The sequence below is a fragment of the Vibrio penaeicida genome (genome assembly GCF_019977755.1).
Lineage (GTDB): Bacteria > Pseudomonadota > Gammaproteobacteria > Enterobacterales > Vibrionaceae > Vibrio > Vibrio penaeicida.
Genome location: NZ_AP025144.1, coordinates 2002720 through 2029137 on the forward strand (window position 1 = coordinate 2002720; position 26418 = coordinate 2029137).

24 protein-coding genes are annotated in these 26418 nt (G+C 44.2%); 14 read left to right on the top strand and 10 right to left on the bottom strand.

Features of this window, described 5'->3' with window-relative positions; genetic code table 11:
* Window positions 1-69 precede the first annotated feature (69 nt).
* Window positions 70-897, bottom strand: coding sequence for a formate dehydrogenase accessory sulfurtransferase FdhD (locus LDO37_RS08970; protein WP_185829751.1), 828 nt, complete (start codon window positions 895-897; stop codon window positions 70-72).
* Window positions 898-1059: 162 nt separating this feature from the next.
* Between LDO37_RS08970 and LDO37_RS08975 the strand changes: the two genes are divergently transcribed.
* The 8 genes from LDO37_RS08975 (at window position 1060) to LDO37_RS09010 (ending at window position 9374) form a co-directional block, all read left to right on the top strand.
* Window positions 1060-1491: a DUF3305 domain-containing protein gene (locus LDO37_RS08975; RefSeq protein ID WP_126607096.1), complete on the top strand. Its 432-nt coding sequence runs from the start codon at window positions 1060-1062 to the stop codon at window positions 1489-1491.
* Complete coding sequence (locus LDO37_RS08980; RefSeq protein ID WP_126607095.1) at window positions 1481-2113, top strand: DUF3306 domain-containing protein; 633 nt, start codon at window positions 1481-1483, stop codon at window positions 2111-2113. Before LDO37_RS08975 ends, LDO37_RS08980 begins: the two co-directional genes overlap by 11 nt.
* 205 nt (window positions 2114-2318) lie before the next feature.
* Window positions 2319-4010: a 4Fe-4S dicluster domain-containing protein gene (locus tag LDO37_RS08985; protein WP_126607105.1), complete on the top strand. Its 1692-nt coding sequence runs from the start codon at window positions 2319-2321 to the stop codon at window positions 4008-4010.
* A gap of 9 nt (window positions 4011-4019) precedes the next feature.
* The gene (locus LDO37_RS08990) at window positions 4020-4649 is read left to right on the top strand and encodes a TorD/DmsD family molecular chaperone (RefSeq protein ID WP_126607094.1); all 630 of its coding nucleotides are present in this window, start codon (window positions 4020-4022) and stop codon (window positions 4647-4649) included.
* A gap of 68 nt (window positions 4650-4717) precedes the next feature.
* Window positions 4718-4912: a transcriptional initiation protein Tat gene (locus tag LDO37_RS08995; protein WP_101113828.1), complete on the top strand. Its 195-nt coding sequence runs from the start codon at window positions 4718-4720 to the stop codon at window positions 4910-4912.
* Between the two features lie 11 nt (window positions 4913-4923).
* A complete protein-coding gene (locus LDO37_RS09000) occupies window positions 4924-7779 on the top strand; it encodes a formate dehydrogenase subunit alpha (protein WP_126607093.1) in 2856 nt (951 codons plus the stop codon).
* An 11-nt stretch (window positions 7780-7790) separates the two neighbouring features.
* Entirely contained in the window at window positions 7791-8399 is a 609-nt protein-coding gene (gene fdh3B, locus LDO37_RS09005) for a formate dehydrogenase FDH3 subunit beta (protein ID WP_101113830.1), read from the top strand.
* Between the two features lie 9 nt (window positions 8400-8408).
* Window positions 8409-9374, top strand: coding sequence for a formate dehydrogenase subunit gamma (locus LDO37_RS09010; protein WP_126607092.1), 966 nt, complete (start codon window positions 8409-8411; stop codon window positions 9372-9374).
* A gap of 131 nt (window positions 9375-9505) precedes the next feature.
* On the opposite strand, the gene LDO37_RS09015 is transcribed toward LDO37_RS09010, so the two are convergent.
* Window positions 9506-11218: a sensor histidine kinase gene (locus tag LDO37_RS09015; RefSeq protein WP_126607091.1), complete on the bottom strand. Its 1713-nt coding sequence runs from the start codon at window positions 11216-11218 to the stop codon at window positions 9506-9508.
* Between the two features lie 411 nt (window positions 11219-11629).
* On the opposite strand from LDO37_RS09015, the gene LDO37_RS09020 reads away from it, so the two are divergent.
* Together LDO37_RS09020 and cobB are read left to right on the top strand one after the other, a co-directional pair.
* Window positions 11630-12850: an ammonium transporter gene (locus tag LDO37_RS09020; RefSeq protein WP_126609054.1), complete on the top strand. Its 1221-nt coding sequence runs from the start codon at window positions 11630-11632 to the stop codon at window positions 12848-12850.
* Between the two features lie 162 nt (window positions 12851-13012).
* Complete coding sequence (gene cobB, locus LDO37_RS09025; protein ID WP_126609055.1) at window positions 13013-13750, top strand: Sir2 family NAD+-dependent deacetylase; 738 nt, start codon at window positions 13013-13015, stop codon at window positions 13748-13750.
* Window positions 13751-13858: 108 nt separating this feature from the next.
* Here cobB and LDO37_RS09030 read toward each other — a convergent pair whose 3' ends face one another.
* From LDO37_RS09030 to potA, 5 genes are all read right to left on the bottom strand, one after another.
* Window positions 13859-14902, bottom strand: a complete 1044-nt coding sequence (locus LDO37_RS09030) for an extracellular solute-binding protein (protein ID WP_126609056.1) — start codon at window positions 14900-14902, stop codon at window positions 13859-13861.
* A 158-nt stretch (window positions 14903-15060) separates the two neighbouring features.
* The gene (locus tag LDO37_RS09035; protein WP_126609057.1) at window positions 15061-16095 is read right to left on the bottom strand and encodes an extracellular solute-binding protein; all 1035 of its coding nucleotides are present in this window, start codon (window positions 16093-16095) and stop codon (window positions 15061-15063) included.
* 91 nt (window positions 16096-16186) lie between these two features.
* The gene (gene potC, locus LDO37_RS09040; protein ID WP_101113838.1) at window positions 16187-16957 is read right to left on the bottom strand and encodes a spermidine/putrescine ABC transporter permease PotC; all 771 of its coding nucleotides are present in this window, start codon (window positions 16955-16957) and stop codon (window positions 16187-16189) included.
* Window positions 16957-17850, bottom strand: a complete 894-nt coding sequence (gene potB / locus LDO37_RS09045) for a spermidine/putrescine ABC transporter permease PotB (protein ID WP_126609058.1) — start codon at window positions 17848-17850, stop codon at window positions 16957-16959. The genes potC and potB overlap by 1 nt, the downstream gene beginning before the upstream one ends.
* The gene (gene potA, locus LDO37_RS09050; RefSeq protein WP_126609059.1) at window positions 17834-18955 is read right to left on the bottom strand and encodes a spermidine/putrescine ABC transporter ATP-binding protein PotA; all 1122 of its coding nucleotides are present in this window, start codon (window positions 18953-18955) and stop codon (window positions 17834-17836) included. The genes potB and potA overlap by 17 nt, the downstream gene beginning before the upstream one ends.
* Window positions 18956-19454: 499 nt before the next feature.
* Here potA and LDO37_RS09055 point away from each other — a divergent pair, with 499 nt between their 5' ends.
* From LDO37_RS09055 to LDO37_RS09065, 3 genes are read left to right on the top strand one after another with little or no spacing between them, the layout of a single operon-like run.
* The gene (locus LDO37_RS09055) at window positions 19455-20258 is read left to right on the top strand and encodes a DUF2189 domain-containing protein (protein ID WP_101113841.1); all 804 of its coding nucleotides are present in this window, start codon (window positions 19455-19457) and stop codon (window positions 20256-20258) included.
* A complete protein-coding gene (locus LDO37_RS09060; protein WP_126609060.1) occupies window positions 20251-21066 on the top strand; it encodes a glucosaminidase domain-containing protein in 816 nt (271 codons plus the stop codon). Before LDO37_RS09055 ends, LDO37_RS09060 begins: the two co-directional genes overlap by 8 nt.
* A complete protein-coding gene (locus tag LDO37_RS09065; RefSeq protein ID WP_167404749.1) occupies window positions 21063-21716 on the top strand; it encodes a DUF2987 domain-containing protein in 654 nt (217 codons plus the stop codon). Before LDO37_RS09060 ends, LDO37_RS09065 begins: the two co-directional genes overlap by 4 nt.
* A gap of 42 nt (window positions 21717-21758) precedes the next feature.
* Here LDO37_RS09065 and LDO37_RS09070 read toward each other — a convergent pair whose 3' ends face one another.
* Window positions 21759-22667 carry a helix-turn-helix domain-containing protein gene (locus tag LDO37_RS09070; RefSeq protein WP_221768571.1) on the bottom strand — a complete coding sequence of 303 codons (909 nt, stop codon included), beginning with the start codon at window positions 22665-22667 and terminating at the stop codon, window positions 21759-21761.
* A gap of 182 nt (window positions 22668-22849) precedes the next feature.
* Between LDO37_RS09070 and melA the strand changes: the two genes are divergently transcribed.
* Window positions 22850-24220, top strand: coding sequence for an alpha-glucosidase/alpha-galactosidase (melA, locus tag LDO37_RS09075; RefSeq protein ID WP_126609061.1), 1371 nt, complete (start codon window positions 22850-22852; stop codon window positions 24218-24220).
* 47 nt (window positions 24221-24267) lie between these two features.
* Here melA and ttcA read toward each other — a convergent pair whose 3' ends face one another.
* The gene (gene ttcA, locus LDO37_RS09080; protein WP_101113845.1) at window positions 24268-25197 is read right to left on the bottom strand and encodes a tRNA 2-thiocytidine(32) synthetase TtcA; all 930 of its coding nucleotides are present in this window, start codon (window positions 25195-25197) and stop codon (window positions 24268-24270) included.
* A 218-nt stretch (window positions 25198-25415) separates the two neighbouring features.
* Window positions 25416-26357, bottom strand: a complete 942-nt coding sequence (uspE, locus tag LDO37_RS09085) for a universal stress protein UspE (RefSeq protein ID WP_224055418.1) — start codon at window positions 26355-26357, stop codon at window positions 25416-25418.
* Window positions 26358-26418: the final 61 nt, after the last annotated feature.

Genomic DNA, 26418 nt, shown 5'->3' on the forward strand with positions numbered 1-26418 from the left:
TATAGAATGCAAGAAGGTGCTTATTAGCACCTTCTTAAATAGGAAGAAAATTTATTTTCTGGCGAGGGTTTATTGATTTCCTTTTACATCAAATTCCACTTTTTCTACTCCAGTAAATACCTGAAAACGCAATCCTTTTGCTCGTGCAATGGTCGTGATACCAAATTTTCTGGCCAAATCCAGACCCATTTGAGTGACACCAGATCGTGATAGCAAAACAGGAATACCCATTTGAGCCACTTTAATGACCATCTCTGATGTCAATCGACCCGTTGTATAGAAGATTTTGTCTTCTCCTGACTCCTGATTTAGCCACATTTCCCCAGCTAAGGTATCCACAGCATTGTGACGCCCGACATCTTCAACAAAAGAGAGAATGTCTTCTCGTCGGCACACAGCGCAACCATGAACACCGCCTGCTTTTTTATACGTGTCGTTGTGATGGGTTAGCGCCTCTAACGAGGCATAAATATCAGACTGTTTGGTCACTACGTTCGGAACTTGGTAGTTTTCCAGCTTTTTCATTACATTGCCGTACATGGTGCCCTGGCCACATCCCGACGTGACTGTTTTCTTCTTTAGCGCTTTTTCTAAGTGATCGGTATTTTCTTTGGTGATCACGGCTGCTGTACCAGTTTCCCAATCAATAATGACAGACTCAATGGCCGAAGGATCTTCAATAAAGCTTTGGTTTTTTAAGTAACCCAAAACCAAAGCTTCAGGGCGTGAACCTAACGTCATCAAGGTTACAATTTCTTTCCAGTTCAGCATGACAGTGATAGGGCGCTCACATGCGATTTCTTTAACCATGCGCTCGCCATACTCATCAAACACCTCAACTTCTTGAGTTGGAGATGGGGTATTTCCGCTTTTTATTATTTTGGGTTGGTAAGACACAGAGATTCCTTAACAGAGTGTTCTTTTTGAGTTCATTACAGCAATAACCCTGCCATTTTGTTTTGCCTTAATGCTCGTGCGTAGCTTTTGTTCATAGCGTTGGCGTAAGAATTGCTTCGACTGCTATGAGTATCAAAGTCTGAGTATAAGATGAGAATTGAAATGTCATTGGAAAAGAGTGAAAACCTTTGGACAATTGAATGCCAACTCGAGAGCCAGAACGTAGGAGAAGGGCGCTGGGTAACCCAACAATGGGAATGGAAAGGTGTGGATCTAAAGCCAACCGAACCAAACCCATTAACTCTGGCGTTAGAGCTGTATAAAGATGAACGGACAGACTATCGGTTTAATCTAAGCTCGGTTCAACCCAAGCTATTCCTCGCTTTAGAAAACCTAGACACCTTAGAACCAGTGAAACTCACTGCATCTCAATCGGTTGCTGCCAGTTACCTTGATGGCGATTATTTAGTGCTTTCCATCGAAATGCCCTTGCCGATTCAAGCGTGGATGGAAGCGTTCATAGGGCGGCATGGTGAACTTTTAGAACAGAAACGTAAAAAACGTAAAGGGGCGGGCAGAGCCAGTGGCAAGTGATTTTTTAAAGCGTTGGTCGCAGCGCAAATTACAAGAAGACGACAAACAACAAACGTTGCTTACAAGCGAAGAATACAGCCTTTTAGACAAAGAAGACGAGGACATAGTCGATATCGCGGATGCTGAGGCTATTGAAGAAACTGACGTTTACGAAAATGCGGGCGCTTGCGAAAGTAAAACGTCTACAGAACTTCCGCTAGAAGATGAAGATCCATCGGATGAGCCATCTGTAGCAACGTTATTGAGCAAAGGAGCAGAAACAGCCGTTAAGAAAGCCGCATTAAAAAAGCTTTTCCTAAGTGGCAAATTCAGTGAGGTCGACGCCTTGAATGACTACGATCACGACTATTCGAAGGTAGGCAACCTCACCCAAGAAGCCGCTGAAAAGCTAAGAGGCTGGGTGAAAGAGCAGTTAGACGAAGAGACTGAAGAAGAAAATAAAGAAATAGCTAAGAAAGACAGGGAATTAAAGGAAAATGAAAGTACAAGCTCTGAAGAATTATTACCGCAGTCAGAAGCGCTTGAAGCAAACTCTGGTGAACCAAAAATAGAAGAAAATAAGCCTCAAGCTGAAGAAATTGAGCCTAGTTCAGGAGTGAACGAGACAAAATATACCACATAGAAAGTAGGTACATTTTGACTCCTTGCTTATAAAACAACCTGCGACAAATTGTCACAACCATTTAACCTTGCGCACAAAACGCAAACATCAAATACACCATTTTTTCAATAGACTGCGGTTGGATCGCTAATTGCTTTACTGGTTCTTAAATGAGCGGAATACACGCTCACACATGGAACATAAAGCGATGTTAGAACCAAAAGCAATGTTAAAACAAAAAATTCAAAATGCTTCTAGCGTGAATGGACGAGCAAGAGCAGCAGCGTTAACCAACACTGTGGAGCTGACCAACCTAATTCCCCCAACGGTCAGCTACCACAGTGGGGGTCACACACTGGTTATTGGTCCATTTTCAATCCTTTCCGAGATCGAAATGCAGCTTGATTCACTTTCATCTCTTACCCTGCTGTGTACCGAACAAGATGCCGATAGAAGCCAGCTGATCGATCCGTCTCGCCTCTATTTTGGTCAACAGCCCAACGTTCAAGGTTTTCTTGGTGCCTTTAAGGTTACCGTGAACCATCATGGAACTGACGTGAATTTAGCTACGGCAGCTATTGGTCACGACTGCTTCGATATTGTGCTGGATATGACTCTTAACGGCATAATGAGCGAAGAAGTGCCTGTACCCGGTTATTTCCCATGTGGACGTGGATACCCAACGTTACCTGAAGCCTTAGAGTCCATACCAGATCTCATGGGTACGTTTGATAAGCCTAAGTATTTCCGATTAGATACCGACAAATGCGCCCACAGCTCGCGCGGTATTAAAGGGTGTGACCGCTGTGTAGACGCCTGCCCAGCAGGCGCACTTACGAGCGATGGTAATGACCAAATTGGGCATAAGATTCAGATAAATCCTTACCTATGCCAAGGCGTTGGAACTTGTGCAACAGCCTGTCCAACAGAAGCGATCCACTACGCCATTCCCGAACCTGTTCAAACCCAATCGTTCGTTGAAAAGCTGCTAGCCAATTATAAAGAGGCGGGTGGGGAGAACCCCATCATTTTGTTTTGTAGCAGTCGACACGAAAGTTACAACGCGATGGCGTTAGATTCGCTACCTGACAACGTTATACCCGTTGAACTAGAGGAACTGCCTTCAGTAGGAATGGATACGTGGTTCGCAGCATTAGTCAATAGCGCAGGTCAGGTGATGTTTGCTGCCAGTAAAAAAATGCCTCCGACAATTCTAAGAGTGTTAGGGCAAGAAGTAGATACCGCCCAAACACTGCTTAGCCAAATGAACTTAGATCCTTCTCGTATTCAAATTTTGTATTTAGAAGAGCTGAAAGACGGTGAGCCTATTTTGCGAGATTCTCATCAAATGCCTTCTCTTTTAAGTACACCAGTTGGTGTATTAAACGGTTCGAAAAGAGAGCGCCTTTACTTAGCACTCGATTCACTAGCGGCTAGCCACATTCCCGTTCAAACCATTACCAACATTCCGACCAGTGCGCCTTTTGGCAATGTAAGTTGTGTCGGTAAAGATTGCACTTTATGCATGGGCTGCGTTGCGGTGTGTCCAACAGGGGCACTTCATAATGACGGTGTTTCACCACAACTAAACTTTGTGGAGCAAGACTGCATTCAATGTGGAATGTGTGAAAAAGCCTGTCCAGAGAACGCGCTAACACTTACACCAAGGTTTAACTGGGACGCAACCCAGCGCAAACAGGTTCAAGTTATTCATCAAGAAAAAGCCGCAGAATGTTTACGATGTGGTAAACAATTCGCCCCTCAATCTATGATCGACATGCTTCAAAACAAGTTACGCGGTCACTCCCATTTTTCTGATGAGTTAGCCATTAACAGGATTGCAATGTGCGAGGACTGCCGTGTCGTCGATATGTTTAATAGCTTGGCTGACCAGCCTGAAAAGCAGCTCAATGTGTAAGGGAAGCGAATGAACGACACTCACCCAGTCCAACCTCAAACATCAGTCCATTCACAAGAATCAGTGCATTCTCAAACCTCAATGCGTTCTGATATCTATGCGCTACTTGCCACTGTGTTTCGTGCTGCACCCAGCCAAGAAGTGCTGGATTGGATAAAAGAGCTCGAAGTCAGCGAGCACGCTGATAGCAAAATGGCGAAAGCATGGAACAACTTAAGAAACGCCGCTGGTTTGTATACCCACGAAGATATTCAACAGGAATACCAAGATCTGTTTATAGGAATTGGGCGAGGTGAAGTGATGCCTTTTGCTTCGTGGCACTTAACCGGTTCTTTAATGGAAAAACCACTTGCTGCGATTCGACAAGATCTCATGCGAATGGGGTTCACTCGAAACGATGAAACGAAAGAACCGGAAGACCATTTAGCTGCATTGTGCGAAGTCATGTCTTTACTGGATTCTGAGACGGAGCAAAACGCGTTTTTTAACCGCCATATTCAACCTTGGTTTGAATCATTAGCTAGGCAAATTCGGGAAGCAGAAAGCGCTCGTTTTTACGCCGCTATGGCAACCGTATTACACCAATTCTTGCTTATTGAGCAGGTTCGCTTTGCGCGAGTACCTGTTCGAGAAGCGTAGATGAAAACGAATGAATAACTAGAGATGCAGAGCATCCACTCAATGGGCACTGAATCATGGAGCACCCTATGAAAGATAAACAAGCCATCGATACACGCCGCCGAGATCTGCTTAAGGGATTAAGTACGGCAGCAGTAGCCGGCACGCTTGCCGCAGGGACATCTACGGCCGCTTCAGCAAACGAAGCTAAGCCAGAGGTGGAAGAGACAACCACTGGATATAAAGAAACTCAACATATCCGTGATTATTACGACACCCTATAAGGAGCAATGGAATGAAACTTACCAAGCGTTCCGATAGCGTAAACAAGGAAGAAAGCCAAATCGGATTGAGCCGTCGTTCTTTTATGAAGAACTCGACACTGGCAGCAGGGGGAGCCGCTGTCGGCGCTTCTATGTTTGCGCCGGGGATGATGCGCAAGGCAAACGCAAAAACCGTCGCCTCAACGGTACCCACCGAAATTAAGCGCACCATCTGTTCACACTGTTCTGTAGGTTGCGGCATTTACGCCGAGGTACAAAATGGCGTGTGGACAGGGCAAGAACCTGCGTTTGATCACCCATTTAATGCGGGTGGGCACTGCGCCAAAGGTGCAGCTCTGCGTGAGCACGGACATGGGGAAAGACGCCTCAAATACCCAATGAAGTTAGAAGGCGGTAAATGGAAGCAAATGAGCTGGGAAGATGCCATCGAAGAAATTGGTAATAAAACGCTCGAAATTCGTAAAGAGTCGGGTCCTGATTCTGTTTACTTCTTAGGCAGTGCAAAACACAGCAACGAACAAGCTTACATGTTCCGTAAGATGGCCTCCTTGTGGGGAACCAATAACGTCGACCACCAAGCGCGTATTTGTCACTCCACCACGGTCGCTGGTGTAGCGAACACTTGGGGTTACGGTGCGATGACCAACTCCTTTAACGACATGCATAACTGCAAGTCCATGCTGTTTATTGGCTCTAACCCAGCGGAAGCACACCCCGTTGCGATGCAGCATATTCTCATCGCAAAAGAAAAGAACAACTGTAAGATCGTGGTTGCGGATCCTCGCCGTACGCGTACCGCAGCTAAATCCGATCATTACGTATCCCTTCGTCCTGGCTCTGATGTCGCGTTCATTTGGGGCATTTTATGGCATGTATTCAAAAACAACTGGGAAGACAAAGAGTTCATTCGCCAGCGCGTTTTTGGCATGGACGAAATCAAGAAAGAAGTCGCTCGCTGGACACCGGAAGAAGTTGAGCGTGTTGCTGGCGTAAGTGAAAAAGAAGTCTATAAAACAGCCAAACTCCTATCAGAGAACAGACCCGGGTGCGTAGTATGGTGTATGGGCGGAACTCAACACACCACAGGTAACAACAATACTCGTGCTTACTGCGTGCTTGAATTGGCGCTGGGCAACATCGGTAAGAGTGGCGGTGGCGCGAATATCTTCCGTGGTCACGATAATGTACAAGGCGCGACAGACTTAGGCGTCCTTTCTCATACGCTACCAGGATATTACGGGCTGTCGAATGGCGCTTGGAAACACTGGTCAAAGGTGTGGGATTTGGATTACGACTGGGTACAAAAGCGCTTCGATCAAGACGAATACCGCGGTAAAAAGCCGATGAACAACATGGGTATCCCTGTTTCGCGTTGGATTGATGGCGTACTAGAAAACAAAGACGCCATCGAGCAGAAAGACAACATTCGCGCCATGTTCTATTGGGGGCACGCCGTAAACTCCCAAACTCGTGGTGTTGAAATGAAGAAAGCGATGGAACAGTTGGACATGATGGTGATTGTCGATCCTTATCCAACCGTTGCTGCTGTAATGAATGATCGTAAAGACGGTATCTACTTGTTGCCTGCCACCACACAATTCGAAACCTATGGCAGCGTAACGGCGTCTAACCGATCCTTGCAATGGCGAGACAAAGTGGTTGAGCCTTTGTTTGAATCGAAACCCGATCACGAAATCATGTATCTGCTTTCTAAAAAGCTCGGCTTTTCTGATCAGCTGTTCAAAAACATCAAAGTGAATAAGAACGAACCTTTGGTGGAGGACATCACCCGTGAGATCAACCGCGGTATGTGGACGATAGGCTATACAGGACAAAGCCCAGAGCGTTTGAAAGATCACCAGAAAAACTGGCACACGTTCCATAAAACATCGCTAGAAGCGGAAGGGGGACCCGCTCATGGTGAAACCTACGGGCTACCTTGGCCTTGTTGGGGAACACCAGAAATGAAACACCCTGGAACTCACATCCTTTACAACACATCCAAACCCGTGGCTGAAGGTGGTGGTAATTTCCGCGCTCGATTCGGAGTGGAGTTTGAGGGCAAAAACCTGCTCGCAGAAGACAGTTACTCGAAAGGCTGTGAACTGGAAGATGGGTTCCCAGAATTCAGCGACAAACTACTGAAATCTCTAGGTTGGTGGAATGATCTCACCGAAGCGGAGAAAGCCGCAGCGGAAGGAAAAAACTGGAAAACCGATCTTTCTGGGGGCATTCAAAGAGTCGCAATCAGTCATGGGTGTATTCCTTTTGGTAACGCGAAGGCACGCGCCGTCGTTTGGACTTTCCCCGATAGAGTGCCATTGCACAGAGAACCCCTTTACACGCCACGTCGTGATTTGGTTGCCGACTACCCAACGTGGGACGACAAAGAATCCATCTATCGTTTGCCGACGATGTACAAATCCATTCAGGACCAAGATAAATCCGCTAAGTACCCAATCATCCTTACGTCTGGGCGTTTGGTTGAATACGAAGGAGGGGGCGAGGAAACACGTTCAAACCCTTGGCTAGCTGAACTTCAACAAGAAATGTTTGTTGAGGTGAATCCGAAAGACGCGAACGACTTAGGATTCAGAGATGGCGATATGGTCTGGGTAGAAGGTGCTGAGAAAGGAAGAATTCACGTGAAAGCCATGGTTACACGCAGAGTGAAACCAGGTATGGCGTTTGTTCCTTTCCACTTTGGTGGCAAGTTCCAGGGTAAGGACCTACGCGATAAGTACCCTGAAGGCACGGATCCGTATGTTGTGGGTGAAGCTGCGAATACCGCGACCACCTACGGTTATGATCCCGTTACTCAAATGCAGGAGAGTAAGGTGACTCTCTGCAACATCAGTAAAGCGTAAGGAGTCATAAAATGGCTAAGATGAAATTCCTATGTGACACCAAGCGTTGTATTGAATGTAATGGTTGTGTCACCGCCTGTAAAAATGAAAACGATGATGCCCTTGAATGGGGCATTCAACGCCGCCGTGTTGTCACATTGAACGATGGGCAATCCGGTGAGAACTCCATTTCTGTTGCGTGTATGCACTGTACCGATGCGCCTTGTATGGCGGTGTGCCCTACAGATTGTTTCAGCCAAACCGAAGATGGCATTGTTCTACACAATAAAGATCTTTGTATTGGTTGCGGCTACTGTCTGTTTGCCTGCCCGTTTGGTGCGCCACAATTCCCTAGCACGTCGGCATTTGGCGAGCGTGGGAAAATGGACAAATGTACCTTCTGTGCTGGAGGTCCTGAGACAGAAAATGGCTCTACAGAGGAGCGCGCAAAATACGGTGCAAACCGCGTTGCTGAAGGGAAATTGCCCATGTGTGCAGAACTTTGCTCGACGAAAGCCTTGTTGGCTGGCGATGCGAATACCGTTTCGGACATTTTCCGTCAGAGGATGGTTGAGCGCGGCGGAAGAGGCGCAGGCTGGACTAATGGTGAAGATTTGGCATTTGACGCGACCAAAAGTTAGAGAGGCATAATGTTACATCGCATATTGATCGCTACTTTTGCGTTGTTTCTGGTGTTCGTCAGCAACCCTATATTTGCTGACGAATCCGCCAACGCGGAAAGAGAAATAGCCCAATTGGCGGGTGCCGATTACTGGCGACAAGTTAAAGATGGCGAAGAAGGGTACACCACGTCCAAGGGATTGGAGCACGGTATGCTCATCAATACGACTGGGCAACTATGGCGTGAAATAAGAAATAAATGGATAACACCCATTGGCGGCTACATGATCTTAGGTGCATTTGGTGCACTGCTGGCCTTCTATCTATGGGCAGGGCAAATCAAACTGTCTAAGGAGCGGACTGGCAATAAAGTACTGCGCTGGACACCTTTTGAGCGTGCGCTCCATTGGTATACCGCTTCATTGTTTCTCATTTTGGCGTTATCTGGGCTTATGCTGATGTATGGAAAATACATTATGATGCCCGTTGTATCGTCTAGCGTTTGGGGATTTATCATTAGCGCGGCGAAGATTTCGCATAACTATTTAGGACCACTATTTGTATTTGGTTTGGTTGGTATGCTCATCAAATGGATGAAAAACAACCTCTTCAACAAAGTCGATCTTGAATGGTTTAGGCAAGGTGGAGGCATTCTACCCAATGGTAAGCACCCTGAGGCAGATTTTTGTAACGGCGGTGAAAAGATATGGTTTTGGTTGCTCGCCACGGCAGGCGTGACCGTTTGTGTGACAGGGTTAATCATGGATTTCCCAATGTTCAACCAAACTCGCGAACTCATGCAGATTGTTAATGTGCTTCACGCCATATCGTCTCTAGGGCTGATAGCCGCTTCATTGGGGCATATTTACATCGGTACTGTCGGGACAGAAGGGGCACTAGAAGGCATGAAGACAGGTTATGTTGATGAAACATGGGCAAAACAGCACCACAACATCTGGTATAAAAAGGTGAAGAAGCAAGAGGGCGAAAGCTAATATTCAGCTTGCGCGTTCTCACTTAAAAAAACGGTCCTAAATTAGGACCGTTTTTTTGATGCATGCTGCTTTCCATGCCAAATCGTTCAAATTTGTTACGCAAAGCATGGCGACTATGGTTTGACTGAACATCATTGGGCTTTAGGGATTTTTAGTGTCACGTTTGTGAATTCATTCAGTTCTGACTCTATTCGTATTGAGCCGTGTAATTTTTGCATTACAAATTGCGCGATCGTTAATCCCAGCCCTGATGCATTCTTCTTTCCGTTGTTGGTGTAGAAAGGGTCGAATACCTTGGTCAGGGTTTCTTCATCGATACCCGTACCGTTATCTTTTATCGACAACCGAACAAACTGGTTATCAGACGAAGTTGCCACCTCAATTTTCGCATTGTCTTGGGGGCCCTTATTGTCGATCGACTCGATGGCATTCCTAAACACTACCTCAAGGACTTTGCGTACCATATTACGGTTGCCTACTACGACAAGTGATTCATCTATTTGCTTAATCACCTCAATGCCTTCTGGCTTCATGTAGAGGTCGTTGTCAGAAAAGACGCTCTGGAGCTTAAAGGGAGTCAGTTTTGCATCCAACGCTTTATCTGCGAAAACTCGCAAACTAAGAAGCACGTCTTTGACACGCAATAAACCTGCTTCTGAATCTTGAATCACCGCGTGTATGTCATCCAGTACTTCAGCGATATCCGTCTCTTCATAAAAGGTTGCAACAATTTCATGTTTTTGTTCATTATTTGGTTCAATAAACAACTGTTTGTGGAGCGCTAAAAGCGCAAGAATCGACTCGATGTATTGCTTTAGAGGCTCGAAATTCCCAAGAGTAGAACTAATAGGGTTATTCATTTCGTGCAAAAGACCAACGGCAATGCTGCTTAAGGAATGCATTTTCTCTGATTGGATTTGATCTTCATTATCCGATTGAATGTGGCTTAGTGAATCCTGTGCCTCTTGATACTTATGGCTTGTTTCCGTGATGGCATAGCGCCTTTCGAAGCTCGAATTCAATTGGGTGGACACTTGTTCCAGTATTTTTAAATTCGCAGTGTTGATCAGCTCTGGGTGTTGGTTATCGATAATACACACAATGGTGTACTTTAATTTCCCATACGTGCAAATAGGGAAGAGTAGCAAAGCCGCACCACTAAACAAGTCTTGTATTGCGTTAGACGGTTCTCTGTTTATTACAGGGTGCTGCAAGGTTCCATCTAATGGGATGTTTTTCGAAAGCATAACCTTCAATGAGTCATCAAGCTCAGCGAGTATGCCTTGCTTCAGTCGATACACGTTGGGTGGTTGAGAATTTTCGGGTGCGTCAAATAGAAAGGATATTTTGGCGTTACAGTACTGACCAATCGCACTCACAATATCAGCGACGAACAACGTATCATCGGAATGGGTTATGTCCGAACGTCCGACTCGCAGTAACATGGTGAGCCGGCTGTTTATGTTCGCCTGATTGTCATTAATGGCTTTATGCCTTTGCACTGCACGTTCGAAATGCATGTTTAACTCATTCTCTGGTGTGTTTTTCAGACTGAACGAGTGGTCAATGCATGGCAATGACGTGCTGGGCTTCATACCTTCATCAAAAACGACCCAAATCGTTGCCGAGAGTTTATTTAGGGTATTTCGAACGTGTTGAGTTAGCTCATAAATATCATCAAATGAATTGTCTGAGCAGTGAAGAACAATAATATCAGGGTCAAGTGAACGAATTGAAGGCACGACTTGCTTAAGATCCGCAAATTCTGCACTAATCTCTTTGCTTTTATACAACCTTGCAAATGGCTCTTTAAGCATTTCTGACATTAAAATTTTGATAGGCATAAATTATCAAATTCATAGAGTTGGGCTACTTTTTAGGATAGTTCAACTTGATTCAGTGCGCATAAAAGAAAAGGAAAAACATCCACTCTTACTTTGGTAAAACAAAATAGTGTGATTGGCGTCTGTTTATGTGGTTTGGTGAGAACCTGTTCATGACCAACCTGCACCAATATGGAAAATCCAAATCAGTGCAATCTCACCATATTAGTGCAAGTGCGACATCCTTCATTCCCCAATCATTACTGCATACATAATTAACCTTTAAATAACAATATCTTAAGTTTTTAACTTTGCGTTTTTAAGCCTTGGAACGATCTTTGCGTAATTAGCTCTAGTTCAATTCCCCAAAATTGGGAAGCAAAACTAATAGCACAGGAAGCGTGCAAGATATTACAAAAGGAGTAATTAAAGATGAGTAATTCCGTTGCGGATGTGCAAGGTGCCGTTCACACACTCACTCAAAGTTCAGATACCTTGTTTCTTCTACTTGGTGCCATCATGGTTTTCCTCATGCATGCTGGTTTCGCCTTTCTCGAAGTAGGAACTGTGCGTAAGAAAAACCAAGTCAATGCGCTGGTGAAAATTCTCGCAGATTTCGGTGTTTCCGCTATTGCGTATTTCTTTATTGGGTACTGGGTCGCTTACGGGGCGAATTTCTTTGCTGACGCAGAAACACTTTCAGCAGGCAACGGGTACGAGCTGGTCAAATTCTTTTTCTTACTTACTTTTGCAGCGGCTATTCCCGCCATCGTGTCCGGTGGCATAGCAGAACGTGCACGTTTCTATCCTGTTCTTATCGCCACCTTTTTTACTGTGGGGCTGGTTTACCCATTGTTCGAAGGGATCATCTGGAATGGTAATTACGGCTTGCAAGATTGGTTTGAATCCTCATTTGGTGCGGCATTCCACGATTTCGCTGGATCAGTTGTAGTGCACGGTGTTGGCGGGTGGATCGCGTTAGTTGCCGTCATTTTTCTGGGAATGCGTAACGGCCGTGTACGCGCTGGAAAGCACACGAACTTCGCGCCTTCAAACATACCATTCTTGGCGTTAGGTGCATGGATCCTTTGTGTTGGGTGGTTCGGGTTTAACGTTATGTCGGCACAAACTTTAAATGGAATCAGCGGTCTTGTTGCAATGAACTCCTTAATGGCCATGACGGGGGGTATCCTTACAGCACTTGTTGCAGGCCGAAATGACCCAGGCTTCATCCACAATGGTCCCTTAGCTGGGCTGGTGGCTGTTTGTGCTGGCTCTGATCTTATGCATCCGATTGGCGCACTTATTACTGGCGGTGTTGCGGGAGCAGTGTTTGTTTACTTGTTCACGTACCTACAAAACAAAACCAAAATAGACGATGTATTGGGTGTGTGGCCTCTTCACGGTGTTTGTGGTGCTTGGGGTGGCATTGCTGCTGGTATCTTTGGTCAGAGTGCACTGGGTGGGCTAGGAGGCGTGAGCATAACGGTTCAAGTCTTGGGTACTATTATTGGTATCGTAGTAGCTGTCGCTGGTGCCGCTGCGGTTTATGGCGTATTAAATCTCGTTACTGGGCTCAGACTTTCTGAAGAAGACGAATTCAATGGTGCGGATTTGGCGATCCATAAGATCAGCTCTACCAGCGAAGACTAATGGCTACTGCCCCTATAACCACTCTATGATACTGCAGTATCAATCTTTAGAAGAGCGACTTGAGTCGCTCTTTTTACGACTATGGTCTACCGCTAATCCCTTTCTACTACTGTGCCTTTAGTGCTAATGTTAACAACAGATAAATACAAGGATGCATGTCGTATGAACTTCCCTTACAGAAACATTGTTATTCTCACTGGAGCCGGAATATCCGCTGAGTCGGGCATTCAAACGTTTCGAGCGCAAGATGGTTTGTGGGAAAACCATAAAATTGAAGACGTCGCTACACCAGAAGGCTTTCAGCGTGATCCTGAGCTCGTTCAGGATTTCTATAACCAAAGACGTAGAAAGCTACAAGATCCGTCCATTGCACCTAACGCGGCACACCAAGCGTTAGGAAAGCTTGAAGAACTATTGGATGGAAAAGTCACCGTAATTACCCAAAATATTGATAACCTCCATGAGCGCGGTGGAACGCAAAATATCATTCACATGCATGGTGAGTTGCTTAAAGCACGCTGCAGCGAGTCTAACCAAGTTGTAGACTGCTCAGACGATATATTGGCGGGTGATCTATGCCATTGTTGTCAAATGCCTTCGCAAGTGCGTCCTCATATCGTTTGGTTTGGTGAAATGCCGCTGAAAATGGGTGAAATCTACGCGGCGTTGGAAGAGGCTGATTTATTTATCTCTATTGGCACTTCGGGTGTCGTATATCCAGCCGCTGGCTTTGTTCATGATGCGAGAATGCATGGTGCACATACTATCGAAATTAATTTAGAGCCGAGCGCGGTAGAAAGTGAATTCGAAGAAAAGCGCTACGGAAAAGCAAGCTTAGAGGTGCCTAAGTTGGTAGAAGAATTGTTGAGTGCTCCAGATGCAATGAGGGCTCAGGCTTAAGGTTTTCTTCATTAAGGCATCGTTATTCATGTAGCAAGAACTAAAAAAGCGGGACAATGCCCGCTTTTGCTTTTTCATGTGATGTTACTGAAACCCAAGTTCAGGTAATTACATGTTTACTTTCAGCTTTTGGAAGTACTCTTCGTAAAGCGTGCTCGCTTCACCCACTTCATCTTGCCATTCACCTTTTTCCATCACTTCTTGTGGTGGGAAAATACTTGGATCATTGGCAAACTCTTTAGGTAAAAGTGGATACGCTGTTTTCACAGGAGTAGGGTAGCCAATCTCAACCGCGATTTTCGCAGCATTCTCTGGACGAAGAAGGAAATCGATCATCTTATGAGCGGCTTCAACGTTCTTAGCGCCAGAAGGAATAGACAGGCTGTCCATCCAGAAGATGGTGCCTTTTTCTGGCCACACAATATCAATTGTCGCGCCTTCTTGGCGTGCTAAGTAAGCAGAGCCATTCCAAAGCATACCTAATGAGGTTTCACCTGCTAGGTAAGGGTTAGCAGGGAAATCTGAATTAAATACCAAAACATTTGGCATCAATTTTTTCAGTTCTTCATACGCCGCTTTGATTTCGTCTGGGTTTGTTGTGTTAGCAGAATAACCCAGTTTGGTAAGGGCGATGTGGAACACTTCACGTGAGTCGTCCATCATCATCAACTGACCTTCCCATTTCGGGTCCCAGAAATCTGCCCAGTTTTTGAATCTCGACTTGTCTAGCATGTCGGAATTGATGCCGATACCTGTCGCGCCCCAAATATAAGGAATTGAGTAGTCATTACTTGGGTCAAAAGACTTATCTAGGTAGTTAGGATCAAGATCTGCAAAGTGAGAAAGTTTCTCTTTGTCGATTTTTTGCAGCATCTTCTCTTTGCGCATTTTGGAAACAAAATACGTTGAAGGCACAACCAAGTCGTAGCCAGCACCTTGAGTTTTTAACTTAGCGTACATGCTCTCGTTAGACTCGTAGGTAGAGTAGATAACTTTAATACCCGTTTCCTTAGTAAAGTCTTCTAGGACTTCGCTTGGGATGTATTCGGACCAATTGTAGAAATACAGTTCTTCGTCTGCAGCAAAAGCGTTGAAAGAAAGGATAGATGCAGCACTGATAAGACCAGCAAACAGTCTAGAGCAATTTTTCATTTTTTCCCTTTATCTGTTAGTGGGAGAGATTATTTCCAGCTCAACTTATTTGATCTGGATCTCACTCTCAGAGTTAAGTGGCAGAATTGTACTCCAGTTTTTAACGAATGAAAAAGGGCAATCGAAATTGCCCTTACAAATCATGTTTAAACGATATTTTATTGACCAGCTTTCAGCTTCATAAAGTACTCTTCATACTTCACTGTTTTGTCACCAACCGCTGCCTGCCATTCCACGCGATCCAAATCTTCTTGAGACGGGAAGAGTGGCGAGACATCTTTAAACTTCTCGTTGGATTCCTTTACTGCCGTTAAGTAACCCGCGTTCTTTGAAATTTGCTCCGCGATTTCAGGGCGAAGTAGAAAATCGATCATCTTATGCGCAGCATCGACATTCGTTGCCCCTGAAGAGATTGCAAAATTATCCACCCAGCCAATACCGCCTTCTTTTGGGAACACCAATTCCAACGGCAAGCCTTCTGCCTGTGCAGCGGCAGCTGAGCCATTCCAAAGCATACCCACGCCAACGTCCCCTAACAGGTAAGGGGAAGCTGGGTTATCTGAGTTAAACACCAACACATTTGGCATCAGTTTTTGCAGCTCTGCATATGCTTCATCAATCTGCTTTTCATTGGTGGTATTGCCGGAATAGCCTAATTTGCGTAACGCGATGTGGAACACTTCACGGGTGTCATCCATCAACATCAGTTGACCTTCCAAATCGGAATTCCATAGGTCGCCCCAGCTATTAAACTGGCTTACATCATACATGTCCGTATTCACCGCTAAACCCGTAATCGCAACAACATGAGGAATAGAGTATTCGTTGTTTGGATCGTAGGGCTTGTTTAGATAATTGGTATCAAGCTTGGTGAAATTAGAAAGCTTCGACTTATCGATTTTTTGCAACATACCTTCGTCTCGCATCTTAGAAACGAAGTAGGTTGAAGGTACGACCAAATCATAACCTTTATTGTGTGTTTTCAGCTTGGCATACAAGGTTTCGTTTGACTCATACGTTGAGTAAATCACCTTGATACCCGTTTCATCGGTAAACTGCTTTAAGAGGTCGCTAGAAATGTACGGCCCCCAGTTCATGAATACCAATTCATCATTTTCGTTCGCTTGTACTGACTGAGTCAGTAAGGAAAGCGCACATGCACTACCAGCTAAAAAAGTAGCCCATTTTTTCATTAACGTTAGCTCCAAACTAATCGAGATAAGAAAACAGCGCAGTCCTATACTGCGCTGTCGAATAAATACAAACTGGTGTTATCACACTAATTTACTTTACTTTTTCTCTTGCTAGCAATTGTGAAATCACAACCAATACAAGAGATACCACCAACATCACAGTTGCCAATGCATTCACCTCTGGCGAAATGCCGACTTTCACCATTGAGTAAATCTTCAATGGCAGGATTTCATAAGTCGGTCCAGTAACAAATGAGCTGATGATGACGTCATCCAATGACAGGGTAAAACTAAGCAACCAACCCGCTGCAACTGCTGGTTTGGCTAGGGGTAATATGATCTGCTTCAATATAACCCATTCACTTGCTCCTAAATCTTTTGCGGCTTCCAACATTTTCACATCGAATCCATTGAGACGTGAATACACCGTCACCACCACAAATGGTAAACAGAAGGTAATATGAGCAAAGAAAAGGGTAAAGAAGCCCAATTGCACGCCCAAAACCAAAAACAGTGCTAGTAATGAAATTGCCATCACAATATCTGGCGACATCATTACGATGAACAACAAGCCATTCACCATGCCTTTCCCTTTAAACCGATAACGGAAAAGGGCAACAGCCGTCAGGCTACCAATGATGGTGGCAGCGGTTGCTGAAAAAACAGCAACGTTTAATGAGTGCCACGCTGCTTGCATTAAGCTGTCGTTGTTAACAAGCGCCTCGTACCATTTGGTTGTGAATCCACCCCATTTCATGCCAAATTTGCTGGCATTGAAGGAGTTGACGATCAACACAATGATTGGCAAATACAAAAACGCGTACACTAATGCCATAAAGCTAAACTTAATTGACTTGCCCATCAGCTTAGCTCCACTTTTTTGTTCAATAGTTTTCCTGCCCTGTAGTAGGCGTACAACATGATCGCCATGGCAACAGTAAGCGCGATGCTGGTTGCCGCACCAAATGGCCAATCGCGAGCATTAAGGACTTGGCTCTTAATGACATTACCGATCAGCAAGTTTTTTGCGCCTCCCAGTAAGTCTGAAATGTAGAACATGCCAAGCGCTGGTAATAACACCAATAAACAACCGCCAATGATGCCTGGCATCGTGAGTGGCAATACTACTTTAAGCAAAGTTTGTAGTTTGTTTGCCCCAAGATCTTTTGCCGCTTCCAAGTAGGTGTCATCCAATTTTTCAATGGCCGAATACAAGGGCAAAATCATAAACGGAAGCAAGATATACACTAATCCAATCATGACAGCCGACTCGCTGTACATTATCCGAATGGGTTTATCGATAATATCCAACCCCAACAAGCTCTTATTTAAGATACCTTGCGTACCCAACACAATTTTCAATCCGTAAGTGCGAATCAGTGAGTTTGTCCAGAATGGTACAATCACCAAAAACAGCATAAACGGACGCCATTTCTCGGGCATTTTTGCCACGATGTAAGCAAACGGGTATCCAATCACCAAGCACAGCAATGTGGCGACAATCGCCATATAGAACGAATGCCACAATACTTTAAAGTAGAGTGGGTCCGCTAAACGGGCATAGTTATCAAGCGTGAATGTCATCTCAATAAGGTTTGCTTCGTCACGCGTTAAAAAGCTGGTTCCGATGATCATGACATTTGGAATCAGCACAAAAATGACCAACCATCCGACAATCAGACCGATGATCATTTTTTGTAGATTAAAAGCGCTATGCCATTTCAGTGAGTTTTTAAAATTAAACGTCTTGTTCATCTGCCAGTACCACTTCCCAGCTTTCAACCCAAGTTACGGCGACTTTTTGACCCAATGAATGATCAACATCTGGATCATCTTCATTGAAGAATTCGCTTACCATCACACGCATGCCCGATTCCAGCGCAACAACCGAATCCAATGTCATACCTTTATAGGTACGGTCGGTCACATGGCCAACAATACCCTTGGTTTCACTTTCTTTAATCTCTTCCAGTCTTAAGTCTTCAGGACGAAGCAGTACTTGAAGCTTATCGCCTGTTGCTACTGCCTCATCGTAGTAAACAATGGACTCAACACCTTCTATTGTCGCTTTGATGCGTTTGCTATCGATACGCTCGATTACTTCTGCATCAAACACATTGATCTCGCCAATAAACTTGGCAACGAACAGGTTTTTGGGCTCTTCGTATATTTCACGTGGTGAGCCATCTTGTTCAATCTTTCCGTCTTTCATCACGATGATTCGGTCAGACATAGACAGCGCTTCTTCTTGGTCGTGAGTAACAAAGACAAATGTAATACCCAATTGACGCTGAAGCTGCTTTAACTCAACCTGCATTTGCTTACGCAGTTTGTAATCCAACGCAGACAAAGACTCGTCCAGTAGCAGCACTTTCGGCTTGTTTACTACTGCACGTGCAATCGCGATACGTTGCTGCTGTCCACCAGAAAGCTGGTGAGGTTTGCGTACAGCCATATGATCCAACCGAACCATTTTTAATGCTTCGATAACTCTTGGTTCAATATCCGAAGCCGGCACTTTCTGCATACGCAACCCAAAGGCAACGTTGTCGAATACCGTCATGTGAGGGAACAGGGCATAACTTTGAAAAACCGTATTTACATGCCGCTGTTCGGCAGGTACTGCCGTGACGTCCACATCATCAATTTTGATGCTTCCTAGGTCACAGGTTTCAAAACCTGCAATCATCCTCAGAACCGTTGTTTTACCACAGCCAGAGGGACCTAAAATGGTCAGGAATTCACCGTGATTCACGTTTAAGTTGAATCCATCAATGATTTTTTTACCATCGAAGCTTTTTTCAATGGACGCTAGCTGAACAACATGATTTGGCTTTTTCAATGTCTGTATTTCTCCTATTAAAAGCCAGTACTGGCACGACCAGAACGTTGGTAGAGTAGGGAGCGCATAATATGCCTCTATGTGACGTTCTCAAAGCATTTTCTTACAAAAAACTAAAATTTTTCGGCATTAAAATTAGCTTTTTCCCACACAACGATTTGTACGTTTTTTGCACAAATTTCCGAGCACATAAAAACTGGAGTTTCATCGCCAAAATCTACGCTTTACCTAAAACGTGAACGCTGTTCGATCGACCAGCTAATTGCTTGCCGCCGCACATAGATTCACAGAGGTTATAGCTGGAATTTTCATGATTTGATGGAATCTGAATAAAAGAATGAATAAGAAAGTGCAATTATTAGGCAATTGATTCTAAAATTAAACTGATGTTGCAATCTTGCTTTTAAGACGGAGCAACTCCCACGTATAATCGCCGTATTTTTCAACGCTCACCATAGAGTGGGCGATATGAATACTGAGAACGTTATTTGGTCACACTTTTGACCCGGAAGTACATATGAATAATGAAATAGTAAAAGATTTCAACTTAGGAGGGAGTATAGAACAGGCTCTTTCCGGACAATACGAACTGAAACCAGGCGAAGTGATTCAAGAAGCTTGGAAGTATACGATGAAAAACTTCTTCTCATTTTCCCCCGCGATCGTGGCTTTGATTGCGATACAAGCCGTAATCTTCTTCGTTGCTTTAAAAATGCAACTTGGCGACCCGACCGTGTTGCTCACTTTAGTGCAAAACCCGCAAGAGGCTGACCCACAAATATTTCAGTCAATCTTTTATGCTAATTTCAGCTACGAGTTAATCAGCGCACCGCTATATGCTGGCATCAGTTTGATGGCCATGAGCCACTCGGCTGGCTTACGCACTAAGTCTCGTCATATGGCGAAAGGGCTTCAGTACACAATCCCTGTCATTCTCGCAACGGCGTTCAGTATTCTGTTGCAAGGAATTGCGGGGCAGCTGCTCCCATTTCTATCACTCTATCTCACCATAGCATTTAGCCATTCTATTTTGCTTATCTGTGAGAAGCGTATTCCTCCAATGCAATCTTTGCTGTTGTCTTTTAGAGCAGTAAATAAAAAAATATTCCCAATCTTTGGTATTTACCTAGTGGTTGGCTTGATGTTCTTTATCGCAACCATGCTTTACGGAATCGGATTGATTTTTGTCGTACCTTTCTTCTTCCATGTGAAAGGCATTCTGTATCGCAACATGTTCGGCATCCAACTTAAAATTGTTGCTTCAGACATTCCATCTAAACCTCAACAAGGTTCGAATAACTCCGGTACATTTGATGCTTAAAACCCTTTTAAAAATTGGCGCTGCTGCGTTTTTCGCCGCAGCGTTTTTGTTTCCATTTTTGGAAAAAGAACCCCAAACCGAGCCTACCGAAAAGGTGGTTTCTAAACCTTTGCCAAGCGTGGGTAAGAAACCGGATTTCGCCGCGATAACAAACGTGAATGAAAAGAAATCCTCATTCTTTGGTTTTCTAAACCCTGCGATTGCAATAGAAAACCACCGCGTATTACAAGAACGCCAGTTTTTGCTTTCGATGAAATCCAAAGGCAGTGATACTCGCAGTGCAGAAAAACACCTGCAAAGCGCGGAGAAATTAGCGAAAGCCTATCAGTACGCTGTGCCTTCTGAAGGCATTACCGAAGATTGGCTCAACACAATGTTGTTGCGGGTAAACGTTCTACCTCCTAGCCTCGTGTTGTCACAAGCAGCGAACGAATCCGCGTGGGGAACGTCTCGCTTCGCAACCAAAGCGAACAACTTTTTTGGTCAATGGTGCTATAGAAAGGGCTGTGGTCTTGTGCCACTAAGAAGAAATGAAGGAGCAACCCATGAAGTCGCAAAATTTGGTTCAGCACAAGATTCAGTTTCTGCGTACTTTATGAATGTAAATCGCAACCGAGCATATGCAGAACTTCGCACCATTCGTTCACAACTTGAACAATCTGGACAAGACCTACAAAGTGAGAAGACAGCACTCGCATTGACACAAGGATTAAGTCACTATTCTGAGCGTGGTCAAGCGTATGTTGATGAATTACAAGCTATGATCCGCCACAACAATAAATATTGGACTGAGTTCGGAATTCAATAATGAAAATTACCCCTCTAATCGCTTTTGCTGTTTCGCTAGGCTTGGCACTGCCACTTCAAGCTCAAGAATACATGTTCACTTATTCAAAGTTGTACTCTCAAATGAAGAGCAACGCGAGTGAAGGGCACGACGATGTAAAAGTCGGTCTGTTCTTTGTGGACGCAGATTCTAAAAAGCTTTGCCTACTCGAAAAAGCATGGATGGAAAAAGAAGAACATTACGAAGAATTTGATACCTCAGGCTACGAACTAAAAGTGCCCATTGATCAGAATTTGAAATCGGCAAACCCTTTGGTTTTTGTGCGCACTGAAAAAGACAAAAGATGTGATTTCTCGTTAGTTGTAATGGCAAAAGAGCAGCTAAGTGGATCAGTAAAATACGAAGATATTGAAAAGCTACTGCCTCAAATGCAGGTGATGCTAGAAGACTTGGGCGGCATGTTTGCGAGTTGGTTCACTCCAGATGTAGAAGGGGTTACGTTGGAATTTGCCGATAGCCTGAATAGTGAAATTACGCTTCCAAATGGAAAGTCGGTCGAGATCGTTAATGGCAGAGCATACTTTGCGCTCAACAACCTCAAGAAAGGCGAGAGCTTTACTTTGCCAGCACAAACCACAAGAGTCCTACCTTACCTTCCTAAAGCAGACTAGATTCAATACCTCTAGATTCAATACAAAATGATTCACTCCAGCTTAAGAGTTGGAGTGGAATCTCTGTCCTACAAGGCTTTGCTTCCTGAATGCTGCTGGCGAGATTCCTTCCTGTTTTTGAAAGGCATCATAAAACGCAGAAAGTGACCCAAACCCGCTGTCTAATGCGATTGCTACAATTTTTGTATCTGATTCTGCTAACAACATTTTAGCGTGATACATTCTGAGATCGGTAAGGTGTTCTTTAATGGTTTTCCCCAATAGTTTGCGAAACAAAGTCATTGCGTACCCCTTAGACACCCCAATATCTTGTGCGACGTCTTGCAAGCCTATGGGGGATGAAAAATGCTCACTGATAAAACGCAACATTGATTCGAAATGAAGAATAGCTTTGCCGCCAACAATGGTTTCACTGTCGACTTTGTTACGATGTAACATCGTATTCCACCCTTCATTAGCAAGTCGCAGTAAGCGAGACTCGACTTCCAGAGCGTGTAGCCTCCGCCAATTTGCATTTCGATTTTGTTCCTCTGCCCAGCGCTCCACTATCTGATGATCGAGCAGGTTGGAGCCTTGTGTGCACACCACTGCACCGCTTAATACTGCGTCTATAAACTCCGGAGGCAATGACCATTGCAATAATTGCGACAGTGATATGTACACGTTTGTTATTCGAGTTGCGCCATCAACGGAAACAACGCGATGGGGGTTAGCTCCCCAAAACAGAGTAAAACACCCACTTTTTAATTTGACCTCTTTTCCTGAAAAGGAATATGTCATCGACCCATCATGCAGATAGTTCATTTCAATAGAGGCATGGTGATGGTAATAAGACGCTTCAAAGGCTCTGGGTTTTATATCTTCCACCACAATCCCGCAATCTTTCGGGTAATCAGGATCTTCCACCCGATAGGTACTGGAATATTCATGGGAGGGGATCGACTGCTTCATTGTATAAAACCTATTAAGTTGGGAATTAATAATCACGTTTTAAAACTTGGGCACTCATTCACTTTGTCAGTAAGAGATGATGTCAGCAAGAAAAAGTTCACTTTCAGGAAGTTTTGTTTTTAATTTAGGAAGTATCTACAAGTTTGTTAACCAATAATCAACGTATACCAGCATGAACAGGGATGACAAAAGTGAAAGATTACCCAAAAATCGCCTTTATTGGTGCCGGATCTACGGTGTTTATGAAAAACATTGTCGGTGATATTTTACAACGTGAACGCTTGCAAGGCGCTCATGTTGCATTAATGGATATCGATCAGGACCGTCTAGATGAATCAAAAGCGGTCGCCGAAAAAATGATTTCTACACTGAAGTGTGATGCGACTCTCTCAACTCATCTAGATCAGAAAGACGCGTTAAAAGACGCTGATTTTGTGATTGTCGCTTTTCAAATCGGTGGTTATGAACCCTGCACAGTGACCGACTTTGAGATACCAAAAAAGTTTGGTTTAGAGCAAACAATAGCAGATACACTTGGCGTTGGTGGCATCATGCGTGGGTTGCGCACCGTACCTCACTTATGGTCGGTATGCGAAGATATGCTTGAAGTGTGCCCTGAAGCGATACTTCTTCAATATGTAAACCCAATGGCAATCAATACTTGGGCAATTGCGGAAAAATTTCCCCAAATCAAACAAGTAGGGCTTTGTCATTCCGTTCAGCATACCTCTGAGAGTTTAGCTTCTGACCTGCAAATACCCATTGATAAAATTCGATTCCGTTGCGCGGGTATTAATCACATCGCATTTTTTCTGAATTTTGAAGAACGTTTAGAGAATGGTGAATACGCTGACTTATATCCGAAACTTCTTGAAGGCTATGAGTCTGGTGTTTACCCAAGACCCGAAAGCCAAGAAATGCCTCGCTGCAAAAATCTGGTTCGATATGAGATGCTTAAGCGTACCGGATATTATGTAACCGAAAGTTCTGAGCATTTTGCTGAGTACACACCTTGGTTTATTAAATCGGGTAGGGATGATCTTATCCATAAATTTCAAATCCCACTGGATGAATATCCGAAGCGATGTGTAGAACAAATAGAGCAATGGCAGGAACAATCCAAAAAGTTGTTATCGGAAGAAACCATCGATCTAGATAAAAGTAACGAATATGCTTCTGCAATCATCAACGCAGTATGGACAAACGTTCCTGAAGTCATCTATGGGAATGTGCCCAACACAGGTCTCATTGATTCACTGCCTCAAGGTTGTGCTGTGGAAGTCCCTTGCTTGGTCGATGCCATGGGAATTCAGCCAACAAAAATAGGTAATTTGCCCCCTCAGCTCAACGCAATAATTCAAAGTAGTGTGAACGTTCAGGCGCTTGTTGTTGAAGCTTTGATGACGGAAAACCCTGACCACATATACCATGCAGCTATGATGGATCCGCACACGGCAGCAGAATTGGATCTAGACCAGATATGGCAATTAGTAGACGAACTTAGAATCGCACATGGCGATTGGCTGCCTGAATGGGCAAGGAAAGAAGAGTAAACACAAAAAAGGGGCTTTATACGAGCCCCTTTTATATGTTCTTCAAATTATATATTTGTCACGTCTAGCTGTAATTTAGGGTCAAACTCTACCGCATCTTCATCTGAGTTTTGAACCGCAGGCATGTCTTCTTTATCAAAGCCAATATCGCCTCCGTTGATCACACCTGAGTCGCGGTTGATTGTTTTAAAATCAAAGAGTTCGAAATCAGCGAGATGGCTAGGGACAACATTCTGCATTGCAGTAAACATGGTTTCAATACGACCAGGGAATTGCTTATCCCACGTATTCAGCATGTGTTTAACGTTTTGACGTTGAAGGTTTGGCTGAGAACCACATAAGTTACATGGAATAATTGGGTATTCACGCATCTCAGAGTACTTAATGATGTCTTTCTCGCGGCAGTACGCCAGAGGACGAATTACGACGTGTTCGCCATTATCAGACACCAGTTTAGGTGGCATACCTTTGATCTTTCCACCGTAGAACATGTTTAAGAACATGGTTTCAAGAATGTCGTCTCTATGGTGACCTAAAGCTATCTTTGTCGCTCCAAGCTCCTTAGCTGTGCGATACAAAATACCGCGACGAAGGCGAGAACAAAGTGAGCAAGTAGTTTTACCCTCAGGTACTTTGTCTTTAACGATTGAGTAAGTGTCTTCTTCAACAATCTTGTACTCAACACCTAAACCTTCCAAGTAGTCAGGTAAAATATGGTCGGGGAAACCAGGTTGCTTCTGATCGAGGTTAACTGCCACCAGTTCAAAGTTAACTGGTGCGCTTTTTTGTAAACTCATTAATATGTCGAGCATCGTAAAACTGTCTTTACCACCTGACAAGCACACCATAATGCGGTCGCCTTCTTCAATCATATTGAAGTCTCTAATGGCATTTCCGGTGTTGCGACGAATGCGTTTTTGCAACTTATTGAAGTTGTATTGTTGAGCTTTTGTGCGCTCGTTACTTTGCTCAGTCATATCCAGTTTTTCTGTTGTTATCTCGACAATAATTTGAAGTGCGTATAATACGGATATCCAAGATAGATACCAGTATTTTAACTGCTATTCGCAGTAGTCGTTAAGCAACTTTCGCAAGTTCATCTTCATACAAACAAAATAGGCAAGCCAACGCTTGCCTATTTGCATGTTCAAACTACCTTGAAGCTTCTGAGGAAATTCAGGTCTCTAGGTGAAACTCACTGATTTGGATCAAGTGGACTAATATAGCCATTGGGCTTTAAAGCCAGAACATCGCAGTTAATTTTATCGATGACGTGTTCTGCAGTATTACCAATAAATACGGCAGATAAACCTGTTCTGCCCGTTGTTCCTAAGATCACAAGACCTGCATCAAGCTCGTCCACTATTTTAGGGATGACTTCTTCCGGCAAACCTTGCTCAACTCGAGTATCACTTTCATCAATACCATGCCTTTGACGTAACGCTTTCATTGCCGTCAAATGATGGCCACGTACCGCGTCGCTATAAGTTGTGGGATCAAATTCCGGTAATTCTATGGTGATATTGGCTGGCGTAACAGGGTAGGCATTGACCAATGCAAATTTGGCGTTTAAACGGCTACTAATGTCTTGCAGTTGCTCTACCATCGTATCGTTTAAATCTTGGTGGGTAGGGTTTTCTGATGCAACATGTATTGAAGCCATCACGTTGCCATTTACTGGCCAGTCGTGATTTTTCACAAGAAGGACAGGGCAAGGGCACTTGCGCAGAATGTGCCAATCTGTCGGTGTGAATATGACAGATTCAAGCACGTCATGCTTACGTGTCGCTTTCACTACTATTTCATGCGCGCCTGCAAACACTTCACCTATGATGGCTTCATATGGGCGATTGTGCCAAACCACTTTAATATCAAATTTCACTGAATCATTGAGATAGGGTTGGGCAACTTCTTCCATCCACGCTTCTCGCTGCTGAATAACGCCACGTCTCATTGCATCTCTCTCATCCATCGAAAGCATCGATGTCATTTCATAAGAGAAATCATAAATAGAAAGGAAAAATGTAATATGGCTTTCTGAACGACTGCTTTCGCTCAGCTGAATTGCTCTGGCTAGCGCTGGCTGCTGGTCATTATTGACATCTGCAACAACGAGAATCTTATTGTAAATACTCATAACAGCTCCTTAGAAACCAAAAGGTTAGAGGCTAATCTTAAGATAACTGTAGCTTAAATGA

Coding starts and splice junctions, on each gene's coding strand:
- potC (WP_101113838.1), bottom strand. CDS start 16,957: ATGGGCAAGTCAATTAAGTTTAGCTTTATGGCATTAGTGTACGCGTTT.
- LDO37_RS09060 (WP_126609060.1), top strand. CDS start 20,251: ATGCTTAAAACCCTTTTAAAAATTGGCGCTGCTGCGTTTTTCGCCGCA.
- LDO37_RS08990 (WP_126607094.1), top strand. CDS start 4,020: ATGAACGACACTCACCCAGTCCAACCTCAAACATCAGTCCATTCACAA.
- LDO37_RS09030 (WP_126609056.1), bottom strand. CDS start 14,902: ATGAAAAATTGCTCTAGACTGTTTGCTGGTCTTATCAGTGCTGCATCT.
- LDO37_RS09020 (WP_126609054.1), top strand. CDS start 11,630: ATGAGTAATTCCGTTGCGGATGTGCAAGGTGCCGTTCACACACTCACT.
- cobB (WP_126609055.1), top strand. CDS start 13,013: ATGAACTTCCCTTACAGAAACATTGTTATTCTCACTGGAGCCGGAATA.
- LDO37_RS09000 (WP_126607093.1), top strand. CDS start 4,924: ATGAAACTTACCAAGCGTTCCGATAGCGTAAACAAGGAAGAAAGCCAA.
- LDO37_RS09015 (WP_126607091.1), bottom strand. CDS start 11,218: ATGCCTATCAAAATTTTAATGTCAGAAATGCTTAAAGAGCCATTTGCA.
- potB (WP_126609058.1), bottom strand. CDS start 17,850: ATGAACAAGACGTTTAATTTTAAAAACTCACTGAAATGGCATAGCGCT.
- LDO37_RS09055 (WP_101113841.1), top strand. CDS start 19,455: ATGAATAATGAAATAGTAAAAGATTTCAACTTAGGAGGGAGTATAGAA.
- LDO37_RS08975 (WP_126607096.1), top strand. CDS start 1,060: ATGTCATTGGAAAAGAGTGAAAACCTTTGGACAATTGAATGCCAACTC.
- ttcA (WP_101113845.1), bottom strand. CDS start 25,197: ATGACTGAGCAAAGTAACGAGCGCACAAAAGCTCAACAATACAACTTC.
- LDO37_RS08995 (WP_101113828.1), top strand. CDS start 4,718: ATGAAAGATAAACAAGCCATCGATACACGCCGCCGAGATCTGCTTAAG.
- uspE (WP_224055418.1), bottom strand. CDS start 26,357: ATGAGTATTTACAATAAGATTCTCGTTGTTGCAGATGTCAATAATGAC.
- LDO37_RS09035 (WP_126609057.1), bottom strand. CDS start 16,095: ATGAAAAAATGGGCTACTTTTTTAGCTGGTAGTGCATGTGCGCTTTCC.
- LDO37_RS09070 (WP_221768571.1), bottom strand. CDS start 22,667: ATGAAGCAGTCGATCCCCTCCCATGAATATTCCAGTACCTATCGGGTG.
- LDO37_RS08985 (WP_126607105.1), top strand. CDS start 2,319: ATGTTAAAACAAAAAATTCAAAATGCTTCTAGCGTGAATGGACGAGCA.
- fdh3B (WP_101113830.1), top strand. CDS start 7,791: ATGGCTAAGATGAAATTCCTATGTGACACCAAGCGTTGTATTGAATGT.
- LDO37_RS09010 (WP_126607092.1), top strand. CDS start 8,409: ATGTTACATCGCATATTGATCGCTACTTTTGCGTTGTTTCTGGTGTTC.
- melA (WP_126609061.1), top strand. CDS start 22,850: ATGACAAAAGTGAAAGATTACCCAAAAATCGCCTTTATTGGTGCCGGA.